Origin of the sequence: Kluyvera sp. NPDC087067, from assembly GCF_044745165.1 — a bacterium.
Taxonomy (GTDB): Bacteria; Pseudomonadota; Gammaproteobacteria; order Enterobacterales; family Enterobacteriaceae; genus Kluyvera.
The window spans coordinates 169,633-186,241 of sequence record NZ_JBIUZS010000008.1 but is presented as its reverse complement, the minus strand read 5'-3'; the positions used below and the strand labels follow the sequence as shown (position 1 = coordinate 186,241).

At 56.8% G+C, this 16,609-nt stretch carries 13 protein-coding genes; 12 read left to right on the top strand and 1 reads right to left on the bottom strand.

Annotated elements, in window-relative coordinates:
- Nucleotides 1-93 precede the first annotated feature (93 nt).
- The 10 genes from iscR to sseB all read left to right on the top strand — a co-directional run bounded on the left by iscR (nt 94) and on the right by sseB (nt 8,036).
- On the top strand, nt 94-585 hold the full coding sequence (gene iscR / locus ACIPDS_RS19075; RefSeq protein ID WP_062774545.1) for a Fe-S cluster assembly transcriptional regulator IscR: 492 nt from the start codon (nt 94-96) through the stop codon (nt 583-585).
- Between the two features lie 149 nt (nt 586-734).
- A complete protein-coding gene (iscS, locus tag ACIPDS_RS19070; RefSeq protein WP_166515980.1) occupies nt 735-1,949 on the top strand; it encodes a cysteine desulfurase in 1,215 nt (404 codons plus the stop codon).
- Nucleotides 1,950-1,975: 26 nt separating this feature from the next.
- The gene (iscU, locus tag ACIPDS_RS19065) at nt 1,976-2,362 is read left to right on the top strand and encodes a Fe-S cluster assembly scaffold IscU (RefSeq protein WP_005120408.1); all 387 of its coding nucleotides are present in this window, start codon (nt 1,976-1,978) and stop codon (nt 2,360-2,362) included.
- Between the two features lie 18 nt (nt 2,363-2,380).
- Complete coding sequence (gene iscA / locus ACIPDS_RS19060) at nt 2,381-2,704, top strand: iron-sulfur cluster assembly protein IscA (RefSeq protein WP_166515981.1); 324 nt, start codon at nt 2,381-2,383, stop codon at nt 2,702-2,704.
- Nucleotides 2,705-2,782: 78 nt separating this feature from the next.
- A complete protein-coding gene (hscB, locus tag ACIPDS_RS19055; RefSeq protein ID WP_400739157.1) occupies nt 2,783-3,298 on the top strand; it encodes a co-chaperone HscB in 516 nt (171 codons plus the stop codon).
- 15 nt (nt 3,299-3,313) lie between these two features.
- Complete coding sequence (gene hscA, locus ACIPDS_RS19050; protein WP_400739154.1) at nt 3,314-5,164, top strand: Fe-S protein assembly chaperone HscA; 1,851 nt, start codon at nt 3,314-3,316, stop codon at nt 5,162-5,164.
- A 1-nt stretch (nt 5,165) separates the two neighbouring features.
- Nucleotides 5,166-5,501: an ISC system 2Fe-2S type ferredoxin gene (gene fdx, locus ACIPDS_RS19045; RefSeq protein ID WP_166515984.1), complete on the top strand. Its 336-nt coding sequence runs from the start codon at nt 5,166-5,168 to the stop codon at nt 5,499-5,501.
- An 11-nt stretch (nt 5,502-5,512) separates the two neighbouring features.
- The gene (iscX, locus tag ACIPDS_RS19040) at nt 5,513-5,713 is read left to right on the top strand and encodes a Fe-S cluster assembly protein IscX (RefSeq protein ID WP_400739149.1); all 201 of its coding nucleotides are present in this window, start codon (nt 5,513-5,515) and stop codon (nt 5,711-5,713) included.
- A 106-nt stretch (nt 5,714-5,819) separates the two neighbouring features.
- Nucleotides 5,820-7,106: an aminopeptidase PepB gene (gene pepB / locus ACIPDS_RS19035; RefSeq protein ID WP_400739145.1), complete on the top strand. Its 1,287-nt coding sequence runs from the start codon at nt 5,820-5,822 to the stop codon at nt 7,104-7,106.
- 153 nt (nt 7,107-7,259) lie between these two features.
- A complete protein-coding gene (sseB, locus tag ACIPDS_RS19030) occupies nt 7,260-8,036 on the top strand; it encodes an enhanced serine sensitivity protein SseB (protein ID WP_400739142.1) in 777 nt (258 codons plus the stop codon).
- Nucleotides 8,037-8,151: 115 nt separating this feature from the next.
- On the opposite strand, the gene sseA is transcribed toward sseB, so the two are convergent.
- Nucleotides 8,152-8,997, bottom strand: coding sequence for a 3-mercaptopyruvate sulfurtransferase (gene sseA, locus ACIPDS_RS19025; protein ID WP_400739140.1), 846 nt, complete (start codon nt 8,995-8,997; stop codon nt 8,152-8,154).
- 241 nt (nt 8,998-9,238) lie between these two features.
- Here sseA and ACIPDS_RS19020 point away from each other — a divergent pair, with 241 nt between their 5' ends.
- Together ACIPDS_RS19020 and pbpC are read left to right on the top strand one after the other, a co-directional pair.
- Nucleotides 9,239-14,185 carry an alpha-2-macroglobulin family protein gene (locus ACIPDS_RS19020; protein ID WP_400739137.1) on the top strand — a complete coding sequence of 1,649 codons (4,947 nt, stop codon included), beginning with the start codon at nt 9,239-9,241 and terminating at the stop codon, nt 14,183-14,185.
- Between the two features lies 1 nt (nt 14,186).
- Nucleotides 14,187-16,505: a peptidoglycan glycosyltransferase PbpC gene (pbpC, locus tag ACIPDS_RS19015; RefSeq protein WP_400739134.1), complete on the top strand. Its 2,319-nt coding sequence runs from the start codon at nt 14,187-14,189 to the stop codon at nt 16,503-16,505.
- Nucleotides 16,506-16,609 lie beyond the last annotated feature (104 nt).

The window sequence follows — 16,609 nt, the reverse complement described above, 5'->3', positions numbered from 1 at the left end:
TAGTCGGGAATGTCAGACTTGGCCCTGCTATGCAATACCCCCATTATTATATTAAAAACCCCGGGCAGGGGCGAGTTTGAGGTTAAGTAAGACATGAGACTGACATCTAAAGGGCGTTACGCCGTGACCGCGATGCTGGACGTTGCACTCAACTCCGAATCGGGCCCGGTACCACTGGCCGATATTTCTGAGCGTCAGGGAATTTCACTCTCCTATCTGGAGCAGCTGTTTTCCCGTCTGCGTAAAAATGGACTGGTGTCCAGCGTACGTGGTCCAGGCGGCGGTTATCTGCTCGGTAAAGAAGCTATCCACATCGCAGTGGGTGAAGTGATTAGCGCGGTGGACGAATCCGTTGACGCCACCCGCTGTCAGGGGAAAGGTGGCTGCCAGGGCGGCGACAAATGTTTAACCCACGCACTGTGGCGCGACCTGAGCGACCGTCTGACCGGTTTCCTGAACAATATCACCTTAGGTGAACTGGTGAATAACCAGGAAGTTCTCGATGTATCAGGCCGTCAGCACACGCAAGACACCTCCCGCAATACCCGCGTACAAGACGCAATCGACGTTAAGTTACGCGCATAATCTAGCCGTCCTGTCGTAATAAGACAGGGCTGGTTAAATAAAAATGAGATTTCAGAGTCAGGCCGGGGCCCAAAGCCCCGTCAACACGGTCGTACATCCAGCCGGTTGCCTGATTCCTTGCATTGAGTGATGTACGGAGTTTAAGAGCAATGAAATTACCGATCTATCTCGACTACTCCGCAACCACGCCGGTGGACCCGCGTGTTGCCGAGAAAATGATGCAGTGTCTGACCCTGGACGGAAACTTTGGTAACCCCGCTTCCCGTTCACACCGTTTCGGCTGGCATGCTGAAGAAGCGGTAGATATCGCCCGTAATCAGATTGCCGACCTCGTGGGCGCTGACCCGCGTGAAATCGTCTTTACCTCCGGTGCGACTGAGTCCGATAACCTGGCGATCAAAGGTGCAGCTAATTTTTATCAGAAAAAAGGCAAGCACATCATCACCAGCAAAACCGAACACAAAGCCGTGCTCGACACCTGTCGTCAGCTTGAGCGTGAAGGTTTTGAAATTACCTATCTGGCGCCTCAGCGCAACGGCATCATCGACCTGAAAGAGCTTGAAGCGGCGATGCGTGACGACACCATCCTCGTTTCTATCATGCACGTGAATAACGAAATCGGCGTGGTGCAGGATATCGCGACTATCGGCGAACTGTGCCGTGCGCGCGGCATCATCTATCACGTTGATGCGACTCAGAGCGTGGGCAAACTGCCTATCGATCTGAGCCAACTGAAAGTTGACCTGATGTCCTTCTCTGGTCACAAAATTTACGGCCCGAAAGGCATCGGCGCGCTGTACGTGCGTCGTAAACCACGTATCCGTATCGAAGCGCAGATGCACGGCGGCGGTCACGAGCGCGGCATGCGTTCTGGCACCCTGCCTGTTCACCAGATCGTCGGTATGGGTGAAGCTTACCGTATCGCGAAAGAAGAGATGGAAACCGAGATGGCGCGTCTGCGCGGTCTGCGTAACCGTCTGTGGGACGGCGTGAAAGATATGGAAGAGGTTTACCTCAACGGTGACCTCGAGCAGGGCGCGCCAAACATTCTCAACGTCAGCTTCAACTATGTTGAAGGCGAATCGCTGATTATGGCGCTCAAAGACCTGGCGGTTTCCTCGGGTTCGGCCTGTACGTCTGCAAGCCTTGAGCCATCCTATGTGCTGCGCGCACTGGGCATGACCGATGAGCTGGCACACAGTTCTATCCGTTTCTCTTTAGGTCGTTTTACTACCGAAGAAGAGATTGACTACACCATCAAGCTGGTTCGTAACTCCATCGGCCGTCTGCGCGAGCTTTCTCCACTGTGGGAAATGTTCAAACAGGGCGTGGATATCAACAGCATCGAATGGTCACATCACTAATTCGGCACCAATAAGGAGAATTCATCATGGCTTACAGCGAAAAAGTAATCGATCACTACGAAAATCCACGTAACGTGGGTTCTTTCGACAACAGCGACGAAAGCGTCGGTAGCGGCATGGTCGGTGCACCGGCATGCGGCGATGTGATGAAGTTGCAGATTAAAGTCAACAATGAAGGTATCATTGAAGACGCGCGTTTCAAGACTTACGGCTGCGGTTCCGCCATTGCCTCCAGCTCTCTGGTCACCGAATGGGTGAAAGGGAAATCTCTGGACGAAGCACAGGCGATTAAAAACACCGATATCGCAGACGAGCTTGAACTGCCACCGGTGAAAATTCACTGTTCTATCCTGGCAGAAGACGCGATTAAAGCCGCCATTGCGGATTACAAAAGCAAACGTGAAGCAAAATAATTAAGAGTTGAGGTCATTATGTCGATTTCCTTAAGCGACAGTGCGGCAGCGCGAGTCAATACCTTCCTGGCAAACCGCGGTAAAGGGTTTGGCCTGCGTCTGGGCGTGAGAACGTCCGGTTGTTCAGGTATGGCTTATGTACTGGAATTTGTTGACGAGCCGGCGGCAGAAGACACCGTATTCGAAGACAAAGGCGTGAAAGTTGTCATCGACGGTAAGAGCCTGCAATTTCTTGACGGCACGCAGCTCGACTTCGTGAAAGAAGGTCTGAACGAAGGGTTTAAATTCACCAACCCTAACGTGAAAGATGAGTGCGGTTGCGGCGAAAGCTTTAACGTCTAGTTTTGAGTCCTGCCAACCCCACCATGGTTTTCGTACTGTGCGTGGGGTTTGTTTTAATTAGTTAACCCTGAGACTGTCATGGATTACTTCACTCTCTTTGGATTGTCAGCCGGTTATCACGTAGACACTCAGGCCCTCGCGGCACGTTTCCAGGACCTGCAGCGTCAGAACCATCCCGACCGTTTTGCCAGCGCCAGCGAAGCCGAACAGCTTGCTGCGGTGCAGCGCTCCGCCAATATCAATCAGGCATGGCAAACCTTGCGTCACCCGCTGACTCGCGCAGAATACCTGCTCTCCTTACACGGTTTCGACCTCTCTTCTGAACAGCACACCGTGCGCGACACCGCGTTCCTGATGGAACAGCTGGAACTGCGTGAAGAGCTTGACGAAATCGAGCAGGCGAAAGACACCGCGCGTCTGGAAGCCCTGCAAAAACGCGTTAAAGCAATGTATACCCAGCGCCAGCAGCAGATGGTGGCGCAATTAGACGATGAAACGTGGGACGCGGCGGCGGATACCGTGCGTAAACTGCGCTTTCTCGATAAACTCCAAAGCAGTGCTGAATTACTCGAAGAAAAGCTGCTCGATTTCTGATTTTGGAAGCTTAACATGGCCTTATTACAAATTAGTGAGCCTGGCTTAAGTGCCGCACCGCACCAGCGTCGACTGGCGGTGGGTATTGACTTAGGCACCACCAATTCTCTGGTTGCCACCGTACGTAGCGGCCAGGCCGAAACGCTGGCAGACGATCAAGGTCGCCACCTGCTGCCTTCCGTGGTGCATTACCAGGCGCAGGGTCAGGTTGTCGGTTATGACGCGCGCGCCAACGCCGCGCTTGATCCTGCCAACACCATAAGCTCGGTGAAACGCATGATGGGCCGCTCGCTGGCGGACATTCAGGCGCGCTATCCGCATCTGCCTTATCAATTTGAAGCAAGCGAAAATGGTCTGCCCATGCTGGTCACCAGTGCTGGCGTGCTGAACCCGATTCGCGTGTCTGCGGACATTTTGAAAACGCTGGCGGCGCGGGCAACCGAATCGCTTGCCGGTGAACTGGACGGCGTGGTGATAACCGTACCAGCCTATTTTGACGATGCACAGCGTCAGGGCACCAAAGACGCCGCGCGTCTGGCGGGCCTGCACGTATTGCGTCTGCTGAACGAACCGACCGCAGCGGCGATTGCCTACGGTCTGGATTCCGGTCAGGAAGGGGTTATCGCCGTTTATGACTTAGGCGGCGGCACCTTCGATATCTCCATTCTGCGCTTAAGCCGCGGCGTGTTTGAAGTGCTGGCGACCGGCGGCGATTCCGCGCTGGGCGGCGATGACTTCGACCACCTTCTGGCCGACCATATCCGTGAGCAAGCGGGTATAGCCGATCGCAGCGACAACCGCGTTCAGCGTGAACTGCTGGATGCCGCTATCGCCGCCAAAATCGCCTTGAGCGATGCGGATAGCGTGAACGTTGACGTTGCGGGCTGGAAAGGCGAAATCACCCGTGAACAGTTTAACGACCTCATTTCCGCGCTGGTTAAGCGCACGTTACTGGCCTGCCGCCGCGCGCTGAAAGACGCGGGCGTGGAAGCGGATGAAGTGCTGGAAGTGGTGATGGTCGGCGGTTCAACCCGCGTTCCGCTGGTGCGTGAGCGCGTCGGCGAATTCTTTGGTCGTACTCCGCTGACCTCCATCGACCCGGACAAAGTGGTGGCTATTGGCGCCGCCGTGCAGGCGGATATCCTGGTCGGCAACAAGCCGGACAGCGAAATGCTGCTGCTGGACGTGATTCCGCTCTCTCTCGGCCTCGAAACCATGGGCGGCCTGGTGGAGAAAGTGATCCCGCGTAATACCACGATTCCGGTGGCGCGCGCTCAGGAGTTCACGACCTTCAAAGACGGACAGACCGCGATGTCTATCCACGTAATGCAGGGCGAACGCGAACTTGTGCAGGACTGCCGCTCGCTGGCACGTTTTGCGCTGCGCGGTATTCCGGCATTACCGGCGGGCGGCGCGCACATTCGCGTGACCTTCCAGGTCGATGCGGACGGTCTGCTGAGCGTGACGGCGATGGAGAAATCCACCGGCGTTGAATCCTCCATTCAGGTGAAACCGTCCTACGGTCTGACCGATGGTGAAATCGCCACCATGATTAAAGATTCCATGAGCTACGCCGAGCAGGACGTGAAAGCACGCATGCTGGCGGAGCAGAAAGTGGAAGCAGCTCGCGTGCTGGAAAGCCTGCACAGCGCGCTTGCCGCAGATGCCGCGCTGTTAAGCGCCGCAGAGCGTCAGGAGATTGACAACGCCGCCGCCGAATTAAGCGCAGCGGCTGCGGATAATGACACTGACGCCATCGAACAAGCCATTAAAAACGTTGACAAACAAACCCAGGAATTCGCCGCTCGTCGTATGGACCAATCCGTCCGTATGGCGCTGAAAGGCCAATCCGTGGACGAGGTTTAATATGCCAAAGATTGTAATTTTGCCTCATCAGGACCTGTGTCCGGATGGCGCGGTTCTGGAAGCGGATACCGGTGAAACTATTCTCGACGTTGCGCTGCGTAACGGTATCGAGATTGAACACGCCTGTGAAAAATCCTGTGCATGCACCACCTGCCACTGCATCGTGCGCGAGGGGTTTGACTCCCTGGCGGAAAGTACGGAAGACGAAGACGACATGCTGGATAAAGCATGGGGTCTGGAGCCGGAAAGCCGTTTAGGCTGTCAGGCGCGCGTCACCGATGAAGATCTGGTGGTCGAAATTCCGCGTTACACAATTAACCACGCGCGCGAGCATTAACAGGAGATAGTATGGGACTGAAGTGGACTGACAGCCGCGAAATCGGCGAAGCGCTGTACGACGCCTTCCCGGATACCGATCCGATGACCGTACGTTTTACCGATCTGCACCAGTGGATTTGCGACCTCGAAGATTTTAATGATGACCCTCAGGCATCAAATGAAAAAGTTCTTGAGGCAATTCTGCTAGTCTGGTTGGATGAAGCAGACTAATTTTGCATCATGATTCACGCTGCAGATACGTTGGCGACCCGAATCATTCAGCAAAAAACTAACGGGCTGCCATTCGGCGGCCCGTTTGCTAATAAGGATAAAAATAATGACAGAAGCCATGAAAGTGACCCTTTCTACCCAGCCAGCCGATGCGCGCTGGGGGAATAAAGCCACCCACAGTATTAATGATGAAGGTATTGTCCTGCACCTGACCGGCCGCGACGACGCGGGTTTGATTCAGCGCGTGGCGCGTAAAATCGACGGCATGGGCATTAAGCACGTTGCGTTAAGCGGCGAAGGTTGGAACGTTGATAACGCCTGGGCCTTCTGGTCGGGTTACAAAGGGCCGAAAGGCACGCGTCAGGTTGAATGGCCTGAACTCGACGATGCGCAGCAGAAGGAACTGGGTAACCGTCTGACCTACATCGACTGGGTGCGCGACACCATTAATGCACCGGCAGAAGCTCTTGGGCCTGAACAGCTTGCACAGCGTGCGGTTGATCTGCTTTGTGGCGTGGCGTACAACGATGTCACATATCGCATCACCAAAGGTGAAGACCTGCGCGAGCAGAACTATATGGGCCTGCACACCGTCGGCCGTGGTTCTGAGCGTCCACCGGTGCTGCTGGCGCTGGACTATAATCCGACCGGCGATAAAGACGCCCCGGTTTATGCGTGTCTGGTAGGGAAAGGCATTACCTTCGATTCCGGCGGTTATAGCCTCAAGCAGAGCGCCTTTATGGACTCCATGAAGTCCGATATGGGCGGAGCGGCAACGGTGACAGGCGCGCTGGCGCTGGCGATCACCCGTGGTCTGAACAAACGCGTAAAACTGTTCCTGTGCTGTGCGGATAACATGGTCAGCGGCAATGCGTTCAAGCTGGGCGATATCATCCACTACCGTAACGGCAAAACCGTGGAAGTGATGAACACCGATGCGGAAGGGCGTCTGGTGCTGGCCGATGGCCTGATTGATGCTAGCGCGCAGAAACCAGAGCTTATCATTGATGCGGCGACCCTGACCGGCGCGGCGAAAACGGCGCTGGGTAACGACTACCACGCGCTGTTCAGCTTCGACGACCAGTTGGCAAACCGCCTGCTGGCAAGCGCTCAGGCGGAAAACGAAGCCTTCTGGCGTCTGCCGCTGGCGGAGTTCCACCGCAACCAGCTGCCGTCTAACTTTGCTGAACTGAACAATACCGGCAGCGCGGCCTATCCGGCTGGCGCAAGCACGGCGGCGGGCTTCCTGTCCCACTTCGTGGAAAACTACCACGAAGGTTGGCTGCATATTGACTGCTCGGCAACTTACCGCAAATCAGCCGTCGAGCAATGGTCGGCGGGCGCAACCGGGTTGGGCGTGCGCACTATTGCGAATTTGTTGACCGCTGATTAACCCGTTCCCCTCACCCTAACCCTCTCCCCACAGGGGAGAGGGGATCGAAAGGCGTTCTCCCTTAAGCTTTGGCTTGAAGTTTCACTCGGTTTTCTCCCTCGCCCCTGTGGGAAGAGGGCCGGGGTGAGGGGGAACCACAGAACTGGAACTATTATGTCCGAAACCAAAAACGAACTTGAAACGCTGCTGGAGCAGGCGGCAACCGAACCCGCGCATCGCCCGGCTTTTTTCCGTACCTTACTGGAATCTACCGTTTGGGTACCCGGAAGTGCCGCTGACGATAAGCAGGTTGCCGATGACAGCGCATTAGATATCCAGCATTGGGAAAAAGATGACGGCACCTCGGTTGTTCCGTTCTTTACCTCGCTTGAAGCCCTGCAACAGGCCGTTACCACCGAACAGGCGTTTGTGGTGATGCCGGTGCGCACCCTGTTTGAAATGACGCTGGGCGAGACTCTGTTTCTCAACGCTAAACTGCCAACCGGTAAAGAGTTTACGCCGCGTGAAATCAGCCATTTGATTGGTGAAGAAGGCAATCCGCTCAGCACGCAGGAAGTGCTGGAAGGCGGCAGCGCGCTGCTACTTTCCGAAGTGGCTGAACCGCCAGCGCAGATGGTCGAATCTCTGACCACGCTGTTTAAAACCCTGAAAACGGTGAAGCGCGCGTTTCTGTGCTCCATTAAAGAGCACGCCGACGAGCAGCCAAACCTGCTGATTGGTATCGAAGCGGAAGGGGATATCGAAGAGATTATTCACGCCGCGGGCAGCGTTGCCACCGACACCTTGCCGGGCGATGAGCCAATAGATATCTGTCAGGTCGTAGAAGGCGAGAAGGGCATCAGCCACTTTATGCTGGCGCATATCACCCCGTTTTATGAAAAGCGCTGGGGCAGTTTCCTGCGCGACTTTAAGCAGAACCGGATTATTTAAACTCGGCTGCACGATATTTCCCGGAGTCGTCGCTAGCGCTCCTCGTCCGGGCTACAATTTCGCACATTTGTAGCCCGGCTTCGCTGCGCGCCGCCGGGATCACACCGAGCCTCTATTATTGTGCAGGCTCGATTGGCAGGTCATCGCGCGCGCCCCATTCACTCCAGGAACCGTCGTACAAGTTGACGTCAGGTGCATCGAGGGTCGCCAGCGCCAGGGCGACGACCGCAGCCGTTACGCCGGAACCGCAGCTGACAATAATCGGCTGATTTAAATCCACACCCTGACGCGTAAAGATCTCCTCCAGCTCATCGGTGGTTTTCAATTCACCGTCGACCACCAAATCTCCCCATGGCACATTATGCGCGCCCGGAATATGGCCGCGACGCAATCCTGGGCGAGGCTCGTCTACCTGCGCATTAAAACGTGGCGCGGGGCGGGCATCTACGAGTTGAGCGGTTCCCTCGTGGCTGGCAAGAAGAACTTCCGTCAACGATTTGACCGACTCGGGGCTGAATTGCGCTTCAAATTCCCCTTCCCGGGTATCCGCCAGACCCTGTTCCAGCAGCAGTTCATCGCGCTGCCAGCCTGCCAGTCCACCCGCCAGAATCGACACCTTTTGGGCGCCGAAAATGCGTAGCATCCACCACGCGCGCGGGGCTGAGAACAAATTACCTTCATCATAGATAACCAGATGCTTATCCCGGCTGATGCCCAACTCACGCATGGCGACGGCAAACGCTGCCGGGCGCGGCAACATATGCGGCAGGGGAGACGTGTGGTCACTCAGGGCTTCGATATCAAAAAATACAGCTCCCGGCAGATGCCCGGCCTTAAATTCCGCGTTCAGGTCACGGTGTTCCTGTCCCGGCGGTGCCATCCGCGCGTCAATAATTTGCACCTGCGGGTCATCAACGTGCTCAGCCAGCCAGTCGGCGGCAACAAAAAATGAAGTGGTCATAGTACCCTCCCATGATGAATCATAAGAAGATTGTCGGTGTTTTTGCCCATACCGACAAGCTGCCACCTTTTTATTAGCGCGTTGCTTCACCCTTTTTAACGACGGCATAAACGGCACTCGCCGCGAGAGCGACGAAAAGAGCGTGTGAAAACTGAGAATCTGCCAACTACTGGCAAAGCGCGAGTTGAGGCATAATACTGTGTTGACGACACAATCAGACTTCCCCTTCAGAGGTTACAGGATGAAACCCTTTCGTTTAGCAACGCTTGCTCTCGCGCTGGCGATGACGTTCACGCTGGCTGGATGCGACAATAATAACGATGACAAGCCCGCCGTGCCCGCAACGCCGAGCAAGACGGACAGCGCTGCGCCCAAAGCGGATCCCGCCCGGCTGCAAAAACTCGCCCAGCAAAGTCAGGGCAAAACCCTCTCTTTGCTCGATGCCTCGGAAGTCCAGCTGGACGGCGCGGCCACGCTGGTACTGACCTTCTCCATTCCGCTCGATCCTGAACAAGACTTCAGTAAAAGCGTCCATCTGGTGGATAAAAAAAGCGGCAAGGTGGATGGCGCCTGGGAACTGGCACCGAATCTGAAAGAGCTGCGCTTGCGACATCTTGAACCCAAACGTGATCTGATTGTGACCGTGGATCCCGCATTGCTGGCGCTCAATAAAGCGACCTTCGGCACCAGCGTTGAAAAAACGCTGACCACCCGTGATATCGCACCGAGCGTGGGCTTTGCCAGCCGCGGCTCGCTGTTGCCGGGCAAGGTGATTGAAGGGCTGCCGGTGATGGTGCAAAACGTCCCGCACGTGGACGTCAATTTCTTCCGCGTGAAGCCTGAAGCGCTGGCGTCATTTGTCAGCCAATGGGAATACCGCAGTTCGCTAAGCAACTGGGAATCGGACGAACTGCTGAAAATGGCGGACCTGGTCTATACCGGGCGCTTTGACCTTAACCCGGCACGTAACACCCGCGAAAAATTGCTGTTACCGCTAAAAGACATTACGCCGTTGCAGCAATCCGGCGTCTACATCGCCGTGATGAACCCGGCGGGGCAGTACAGCTACAGCAATGCCGCGACCCTGTTTACCCTCAGTGACGTCGGGGTGTCGCTGCACCGTTATCATAACCAGCTGGATGTGTTTACCCAGAGCCTTGAAAACGGCGCGGCGCAGTCGGCGGTGGAGCTGACGCTCATCAACAGCAAAGGGCAAACCCTGGCGCAGGCTACCAGCGATGCGAAAGGGCATACTACTTTGCAAACGGATAAAGAAGCCGCACTGCTGCTGGCGCGCAAAGATGGGCAGACGACGTTGCTCGATCTGAAACAGCCTGCGCTGGATCTGGCCGAGTTTGATATCGCCGGTTCGCCGGGCTACAGCAAGCAGTTCTTTATGTTCGGCCCGCGCGATCTCTATCGTCCCGGGGAAACGGTGATTCTCAACGGCCTGCTACGCGACCGCGACGGCAAGCCGCTGGCTGAACAACCGGTGAAGCTTGAGGTTGTTAAGCCGGACGGTACGGTTATCCGCAGCGTGGTTAGCCAGCCGGTGAACGGTTTGTATCAGCTGACCTACCCGCTGGACAGCGGCGCGGCAACCGGCATGTGGCACATTCGTGCTAACACCGGCGATGACCAGCCGCAGGAATGGGACTTCCAGGTCGAAGATTTTATGCCCGAGCGGATGGCGCTTAATCTGACGCCTCAGACGACGCCGCTGGCACCGGATGCGGATGTAAAATTCGATGTGGTGGGCTACTACCTCTACGGCGCACCGGCCAACGGCAACAGCCTACAAGGGAAACTGTTCTTGCGTCCGCTGCGCGAGGCCGTACCTGCGCTGCCGGGCTTCCAGTTTGGTGATATCGCCCAGGAAAATATTTCCCGCAGCCTCGATGAAATGGACCTGAAGCTGGACGCAAAAGGCCGTGCCGAGGTTACTACCGAGAGCCAGTGGCAGGAAACCCATTCGCCGTTACAGGTGATTCTCCAGGCGAGTCTGCTGGAGTCCGGCGGCCGACCGGTGACGCGCCGTGCGGTTCAGGCTATCTGGCCTGCCAGCGAGTTACCGGGCGTGCGTCCGCAGTTCGCCAGCAAAGCGGTCTATGACTACCGTACCGATACCACGGTCAATCAACCTATTGTCGAAGAAAACAGCCAGGCAGCGTTTGATATTGTTTACAGCAACGCGCAGGGCGAGAAAAAAGCGGTTTCAGGTTTGCAGGTCAAACTCATCCGTGAACGCCGTGACTACTACTGGAACTGGTCGGAAGGCGACGGTTGGCAATCTCGCTTTGATCAAAAAGATCTGGTTGAGGGAGAAGAATCGCTGGATCTGAAAGCGGATGAGACCGGAAAAGTCAGCTTCCCGGTGGAGTGGGGCGCTTATCGTCTGGAAGTGAAAGCGCCAAACGAGGCGGTCAGCAGCGTGCGTTTCTGGGCGGGTTACAGCTGGCAGGATAACAGCGACGGCACCGGGGCTGCGCGCCCTGACCGTGTGACCTTAAAACTCGATAAACCAAATTATCAGCCGGGCGACACCATCAAACTGCATGTGGCGGCACCCGCAGCCGGTAAAGGCTATGCGATGGTAGAGTCCAGCGATGGGCCGCTGTGGTGGCAGGAAATTGACGTGCCGGCACAGGGGATGGATCTCTCCATCCCGGTGGATAAAAGCTGGAACCGCCATGACCTTTATCTGAGCACGCTGGTGGTGCGTCCGGGCGATAAATCCCGCTCGGCTACGCCAAAACGGGCGGTAGGGGTACTGCATCTGCCGCTGGGTGATGAACAGCGCCGGTTGAATATCGCGCTGGAGAGCCCGCAGAAAATGCGTCCGAATCAGCCGCTGACCGTCAAAGTGAAGGTCAACCGCAAAGAGGGGGCGGCACCAAAACATGTCAACGTTCTGCTCTCGGCGGTGGATAGCGGGGTGCTGAATATTACCGATTACACCACGCCGGATCCGTGGGAAGCCTTCTTTGGCCAGAAACGCTACGGTGCGGATATCTACGATATTTATGGTCAGGTGATTGAAGGGCAGGGGCGTTTAGCCAGTCTGCGCTTTGGCGGTGATGGCGATGAGCTTAATCGCGGAGGCAAACCGCCGGTGAACCACGTCACCATTATCGCCCAACAGGCGCAGCCGGTGGTGCTTAATGACAACGGTGAAGGCACCATTACCATGCCTATCGGCGACTTTAACGGCGAGCTGCGCGTAATGGCGCAGGCGTGGACGGCACAAGACTTCGGCAGCGCGGAATCAAAAGTGATTGTCGCCGCTCCGGTTGTGGCAGAACTGAATATGCCGCGCTTTATGGCCAGCGGTGACAGCGCCCGCCTGACGCTGGATGTCACCAATCTGACCGATCAACCGCAAACCCTGAACGTGCAGATTGCAACCGAGGGTCTGATTGAGCTGAAAAGCGCGCAGCCCGCGCCGCTAAAACTGGAGCCGGGTGTACGGAGCACTCTGTTTGTGCCGGTAAGCGCAGGTGATGGGTATGGCGATGGCAGTATTCATGTCACCGTTTCAGGCATGACTTTGCCGGGTGAAACGCTGGCAGAAATGCAAAAGTCGTGGAAAATCGGCGTCCGTCCGGCCTTCCCGGCGCAGACGGTGAATAACGGCGCAGTGCTACAGCCGGGCGAAAGCTGGAGCGTTCCGCAAAATCAAAATGCGGCATTCTCACCGGCGACGCTGCAAGGGCAGTTGCTGTTAAGCGGCAAGCCGCCGCTTAATCTGGCGCGCTATATTCGCGAACTGAAAGCCTATCCGTACGGCTGTCTGGAGCAAACGGCGAGCGGCTTGTTCCCGCAGCTTTATACCAACGCTGAGCAGCTTAAAGCCATGGGCATCACGGGCGATACCGATGATAAACGTCGTGCGGCGGTGGATATCGGCATCTCGCGCCTGCTGCAAATGCAAAAAGATAACGGCGGTTTTGCTCTGTGGGACAAAGACGGTTCAGAAGAGTATTGGCTGACCGCTTACGTCATGGACTTCCTGGTGCGAGCCGGGGAACAGGGCTACAGCGTTCCAACTGATGCGATTAACAAAGGCAACAATCGGATGCTGCGCTATCTGCAAGAGCCGGGATTGATGAGCGTGCGCTATACCGATGACACGGCGGCCAGCCGCTTCGCCATTCAGGCCTATGCCGGCCTGGTGCTGGCGCGCCAGCAAAAAGCGCCGTTAGGTGCGCTGCGTGAACTGTGGGAGCGTCGTACGCAAGCGCAGTCAGGATTGCCGCTAATGCAGTTGGGTATTGCGCTGAAAGCGATGGGTGATGCCCCTCGTAGCGAGCAAGCGCTTCAACTGGCGCTGACTACGAAGCGTGCAAACCAAACGCGCTGGCTGGCGGACTACGGAAGCGATTTGCGTGACCATGCCCTGATGCTGTCGCTGCTGGAAGAAAACAAACTCCTGCCAGATGTGCAGAATTCGCTGCTGCAAACGCTCTCCGAAGAAGCCTTTGGGGAACGCTGGCTGTCAACGCAGGAAAATAATGCGCTGTTCCTCGCAGCGAAAAGCGTTCTCAGTCTGCCGGGTAACTGGACGGCGCAGACCACGCTTGCAAGCCAGCCGTTGCAGGGTAATAAAGCCCTGACGCGAAATCTGGACGGTGAACAACTTGCGGCATTAAACGTGACCAATACGGGCGAACACCCGCTGTGGCTGCGTCTGGATAGCAGCGGTTATCCTGCAAATGCCCCGGCAGCAACCAGCAACGTACTGCAAATTGAACGGCAGTTCCTGGGCACCGATGGCGAAAGTAAATCGCTCTCGTCACTGCGCAGCGGTGAGCTGGTACTGGTGAAGCTGGACGTAAAAGCCAGCCAGAACGTGCCGGATGCGCTGGTGGTGGATATGCTGCCCGCAGGACTGGAGCTTGAAAACCAGAATCTGGCGAACAGCAGCGCCAATCTGCAAGACAACGGCGGTGAAGTACAAGAGTGGCTTAACCAAATGCAGCAGGCGGATATTCAGCACATGGAGTTCCGCGACGATCGCTTTGTTGCTGCGGTGGCATTGAACGCCAACCAACCGGTGACCTTGGTGTATCTGGCGCGTGCGGTGATGCCGGGCGCCTACCAGGTGCCGCCGTCACAGGTTGAATCAATGTATGTACCGAGCTGGCGAGCAACGAGTGCGTCGGGCGAAATGCTGATTGTTGTTCCGTAAGATGCATTTTTGCAGGCGAATACGCCCCTGCTGGCGCTGGCTGGCCGGGGCTATTGTTATTTTGTTCGGCGGGATAACGCTTGCCGATAAACTCTGGCCATTGCCCCTGCACGAGGTGACACCGGCGCGTGTGGTGGTGGCGCAGGACGGCAGTCCGCTGTGGCGTTTTGCCGATGCTCAGGGCATCTGGCGCTATCCGGTGACTATCGAAGAGGTTTCACCACGCTACCTGGAAGCCCTGATCCAGTATGAAGATCGCTGGTTCTGGGATCACCCCGGGGTTAACCCATTTGCTATCGCCCGCGCTGCCTGGCAGGATTTAACCGCCGGTCGCGTGGTGTCGGGCGGCAGTACGCTTACTATGCAGGTAGCACGCCTGCTGGACCCGCACTCCCGTACTTTCGCAGGTAAAGTGCGCCAGCTTTGGCGCGCTTTCCAGCTGGAATGGCATCTTTCTAAACGCGACATCCTCACCCTCTACCTCAACCGAGCACCGTTTGGCGGCACATTGCAGGGGATCGGCGCTGCAAGCTGGGCCTATCTTGGCAAGCCTCCGGCACAGCTGAGCTATGCCGACGCGGCCTTGCTGGCGGTATTACCGCAGGCCCCTAGTCGTTTACGGCCCGACCGCTGGCCTGCCAGAGCGCAGGCGGCACGTAATAAAGTTCTCGATCGGATGCTTACCCAGCATGTCTGGCCTGCGGGTGCGGTAAAAGAGGCCAAAGAGGAAGCGGTGTGGTTATTCCCGCGTCAAATGCCGCAGCTAGCACCGCTGTTTTCACGACAGATGCTGGCGCGCAGCAAGGATGAGAAAATCGTGACCACGCTGGATGCCGGGTTGCAGCGCCAGCTTGAAGATCTGGCGATGAACTGGAAATCACGGCTGCCGCCGCGAACCTCGCTGGCGATGGTGGTCGTCGACAACCGCGATATGAAGGTGCGTGGATGGGTAGGGTCGGTGGATATCGCCGATGACAGCCGATTTGGTCATGTCGATATGGTGACCGCTGTTCGCTCGCCGGGTTCGGTATTAAAACCGTTCCTGTACGGCATGGCGCTGGATAGCGCGTTAATTCATCCGGCGTCGCTCCTGCAGGATGTGCCGCGCCGGGTGGGTGATTATCGTCCCGGCAACTTTGACAGCGGTTTCCACGGGCCGGTGAGCATGAGTGAAGCGCTGGTACGCTCGCTGAATCTACCGGCAGTACAGGTGCTGGATGCCTATGGGCCAAAACAATTTGCTGCTCGCCTGCGCAATGCAGGGTTGCCGCTGATTCTGCCGGCCGGTGCGGAGCCTAATTTGTCTCTGATTCTGGGCGGCGCAGGCGCACGCCTGGCCGATATCACCGGCGCTTACAGCGCATTGGCGCGTCACGGTAAAGTCGGGAAACTTCGCATGCTGGCAAGCGATCCTCTGATCGAAAGACCGCTGCTTTCGCCGGGTTCAGCATGGATTATCCGCCGTATTCTGGCGGGAGAAGCCCAGCCGCTGCCGGATGCCGCATTGTCTCAGGTGGTGCCGCTGGCATGGAAAACGGGCACCAGCTATGGCTATCGCGATGCCCTGGCAATGGGCGTTAACGCCCGTTACAGTATCGGTATTTGGGTGGGCCGCCCCGACGGCACGCCGGTGGCCGGGCAGTTTGGTTTTGCCAGCGCGATACCGCTTTTAAATCAGGTCAATAACCTGCTGCTTTCAAGGAACACGCGTCAGCAAGAAGACCGGGATCCGCGTCCTGCCTCGGTGAGTCGTGCCGAGATATGCTGGCCTGGCGGTCAGCCTTTGGCCGCAGGTGACAGCAACTGCCGCCGTCGACTGGCAACCTGGGTGCTGGATAATACGCTGCCGCCCACTCTGCTGTTGCCGGAGCAAGAAGGTATGCGAGGGATCCGCTTCCCGATTTGGCTTGATAGCGCCGGAAAGCGCGTCGCCGCAGATTGCCCGGATGCCCGTGAAGCGATGATTGACGTTTGGCCGCTGCCGCTTGAACCATGGCTTCCTACGGGCGAGCGCCGGTCAGCACGCTTGCCCGCGGTCTCGGCGGTTTGTCCCCCAAGACAGTTCCAGAATACCGCGCCTTTAATGATTTCAGGTATTCGCGATAACGCCGTTATCCGGCGACTGCCGGGGGAATCTGGCGCGACGATCGTACTTCAGGCCAACGGAGGCGATGGCCGACGCTGGTGGTTCCTGAACGGCGAGCCGCAAAACGGTGCAGGAGAGAATTTGACGTTGAAGTTAGACAAACCGGGCGTTTACCAACTGGTGGTGATGGATGATGCGGGGCAGACGGCGGTGGTTAACTTTACGTTGCAATGAGCGGATGGTCGTTGAACGGTTTAGAAAAGATAAAAACTCCAGTGCGTTGTACACGGCATTATCAAAAGCAAGCAACGTTAAGTATGACAGGGGGAATATTTAAT

Coding starts and splice junctions, on each gene's coding strand:
- sseB (WP_400739142.1), top strand. CDS start 7,260: ATGTCCGAAACCAAAAACGAACTTGAAACGCTGCTGGAGCAGGCGGCA.
- iscR (WP_062774545.1), top strand. CDS start 94: ATGAGACTGACATCTAAAGGGCGTTACGCCGTGACCGCGATGCTGGAC.
- iscA (WP_166515981.1), top strand. CDS start 2,381: ATGTCGATTTCCTTAAGCGACAGTGCGGCAGCGCGAGTCAATACCTTC.
- iscU (WP_005120408.1), top strand. CDS start 1,976: ATGGCTTACAGCGAAAAAGTAATCGATCACTACGAAAATCCACGTAAC.
- iscX (WP_400739149.1), top strand. CDS start 5,513: ATGGGACTGAAGTGGACTGACAGCCGCGAAATCGGCGAAGCGCTGTAC.
- fdx (WP_166515984.1), top strand. CDS start 5,166: ATGCCAAAGATTGTAATTTTGCCTCATCAGGACCTGTGTCCGGATGGC.
- hscB (WP_400739157.1), top strand. CDS start 2,783: ATGGATTACTTCACTCTCTTTGGATTGTCAGCCGGTTATCACGTAGAC.
- hscA (WP_400739154.1), top strand. CDS start 3,314: ATGGCCTTATTACAAATTAGTGAGCCTGGCTTAAGTGCCGCACCGCAC.
- pbpC (WP_400739134.1), top strand. CDS start 14,187: ATGCATTTTTGCAGGCGAATACGCCCCTGCTGGCGCTGGCTGGCCGGG.
- sseA (WP_400739140.1), bottom strand. CDS start 8,997: ATGACCACTTCATTTTTTGTTGCCGCCGACTGGCTGGCTGAGCACGTT.
- ACIPDS_RS19020 (WP_400739137.1), top strand. CDS start 9,239: ATGAAACCCTTTCGTTTAGCAACGCTTGCTCTCGCGCTGGCGATGACG.
- iscS (WP_166515980.1), top strand. CDS start 735: ATGAAATTACCGATCTATCTCGACTACTCCGCAACCACGCCGGTGGAC.
- pepB (WP_400739145.1), top strand. CDS start 5,820: ATGACAGAAGCCATGAAAGTGACCCTTTCTACCCAGCCAGCCGATGCG.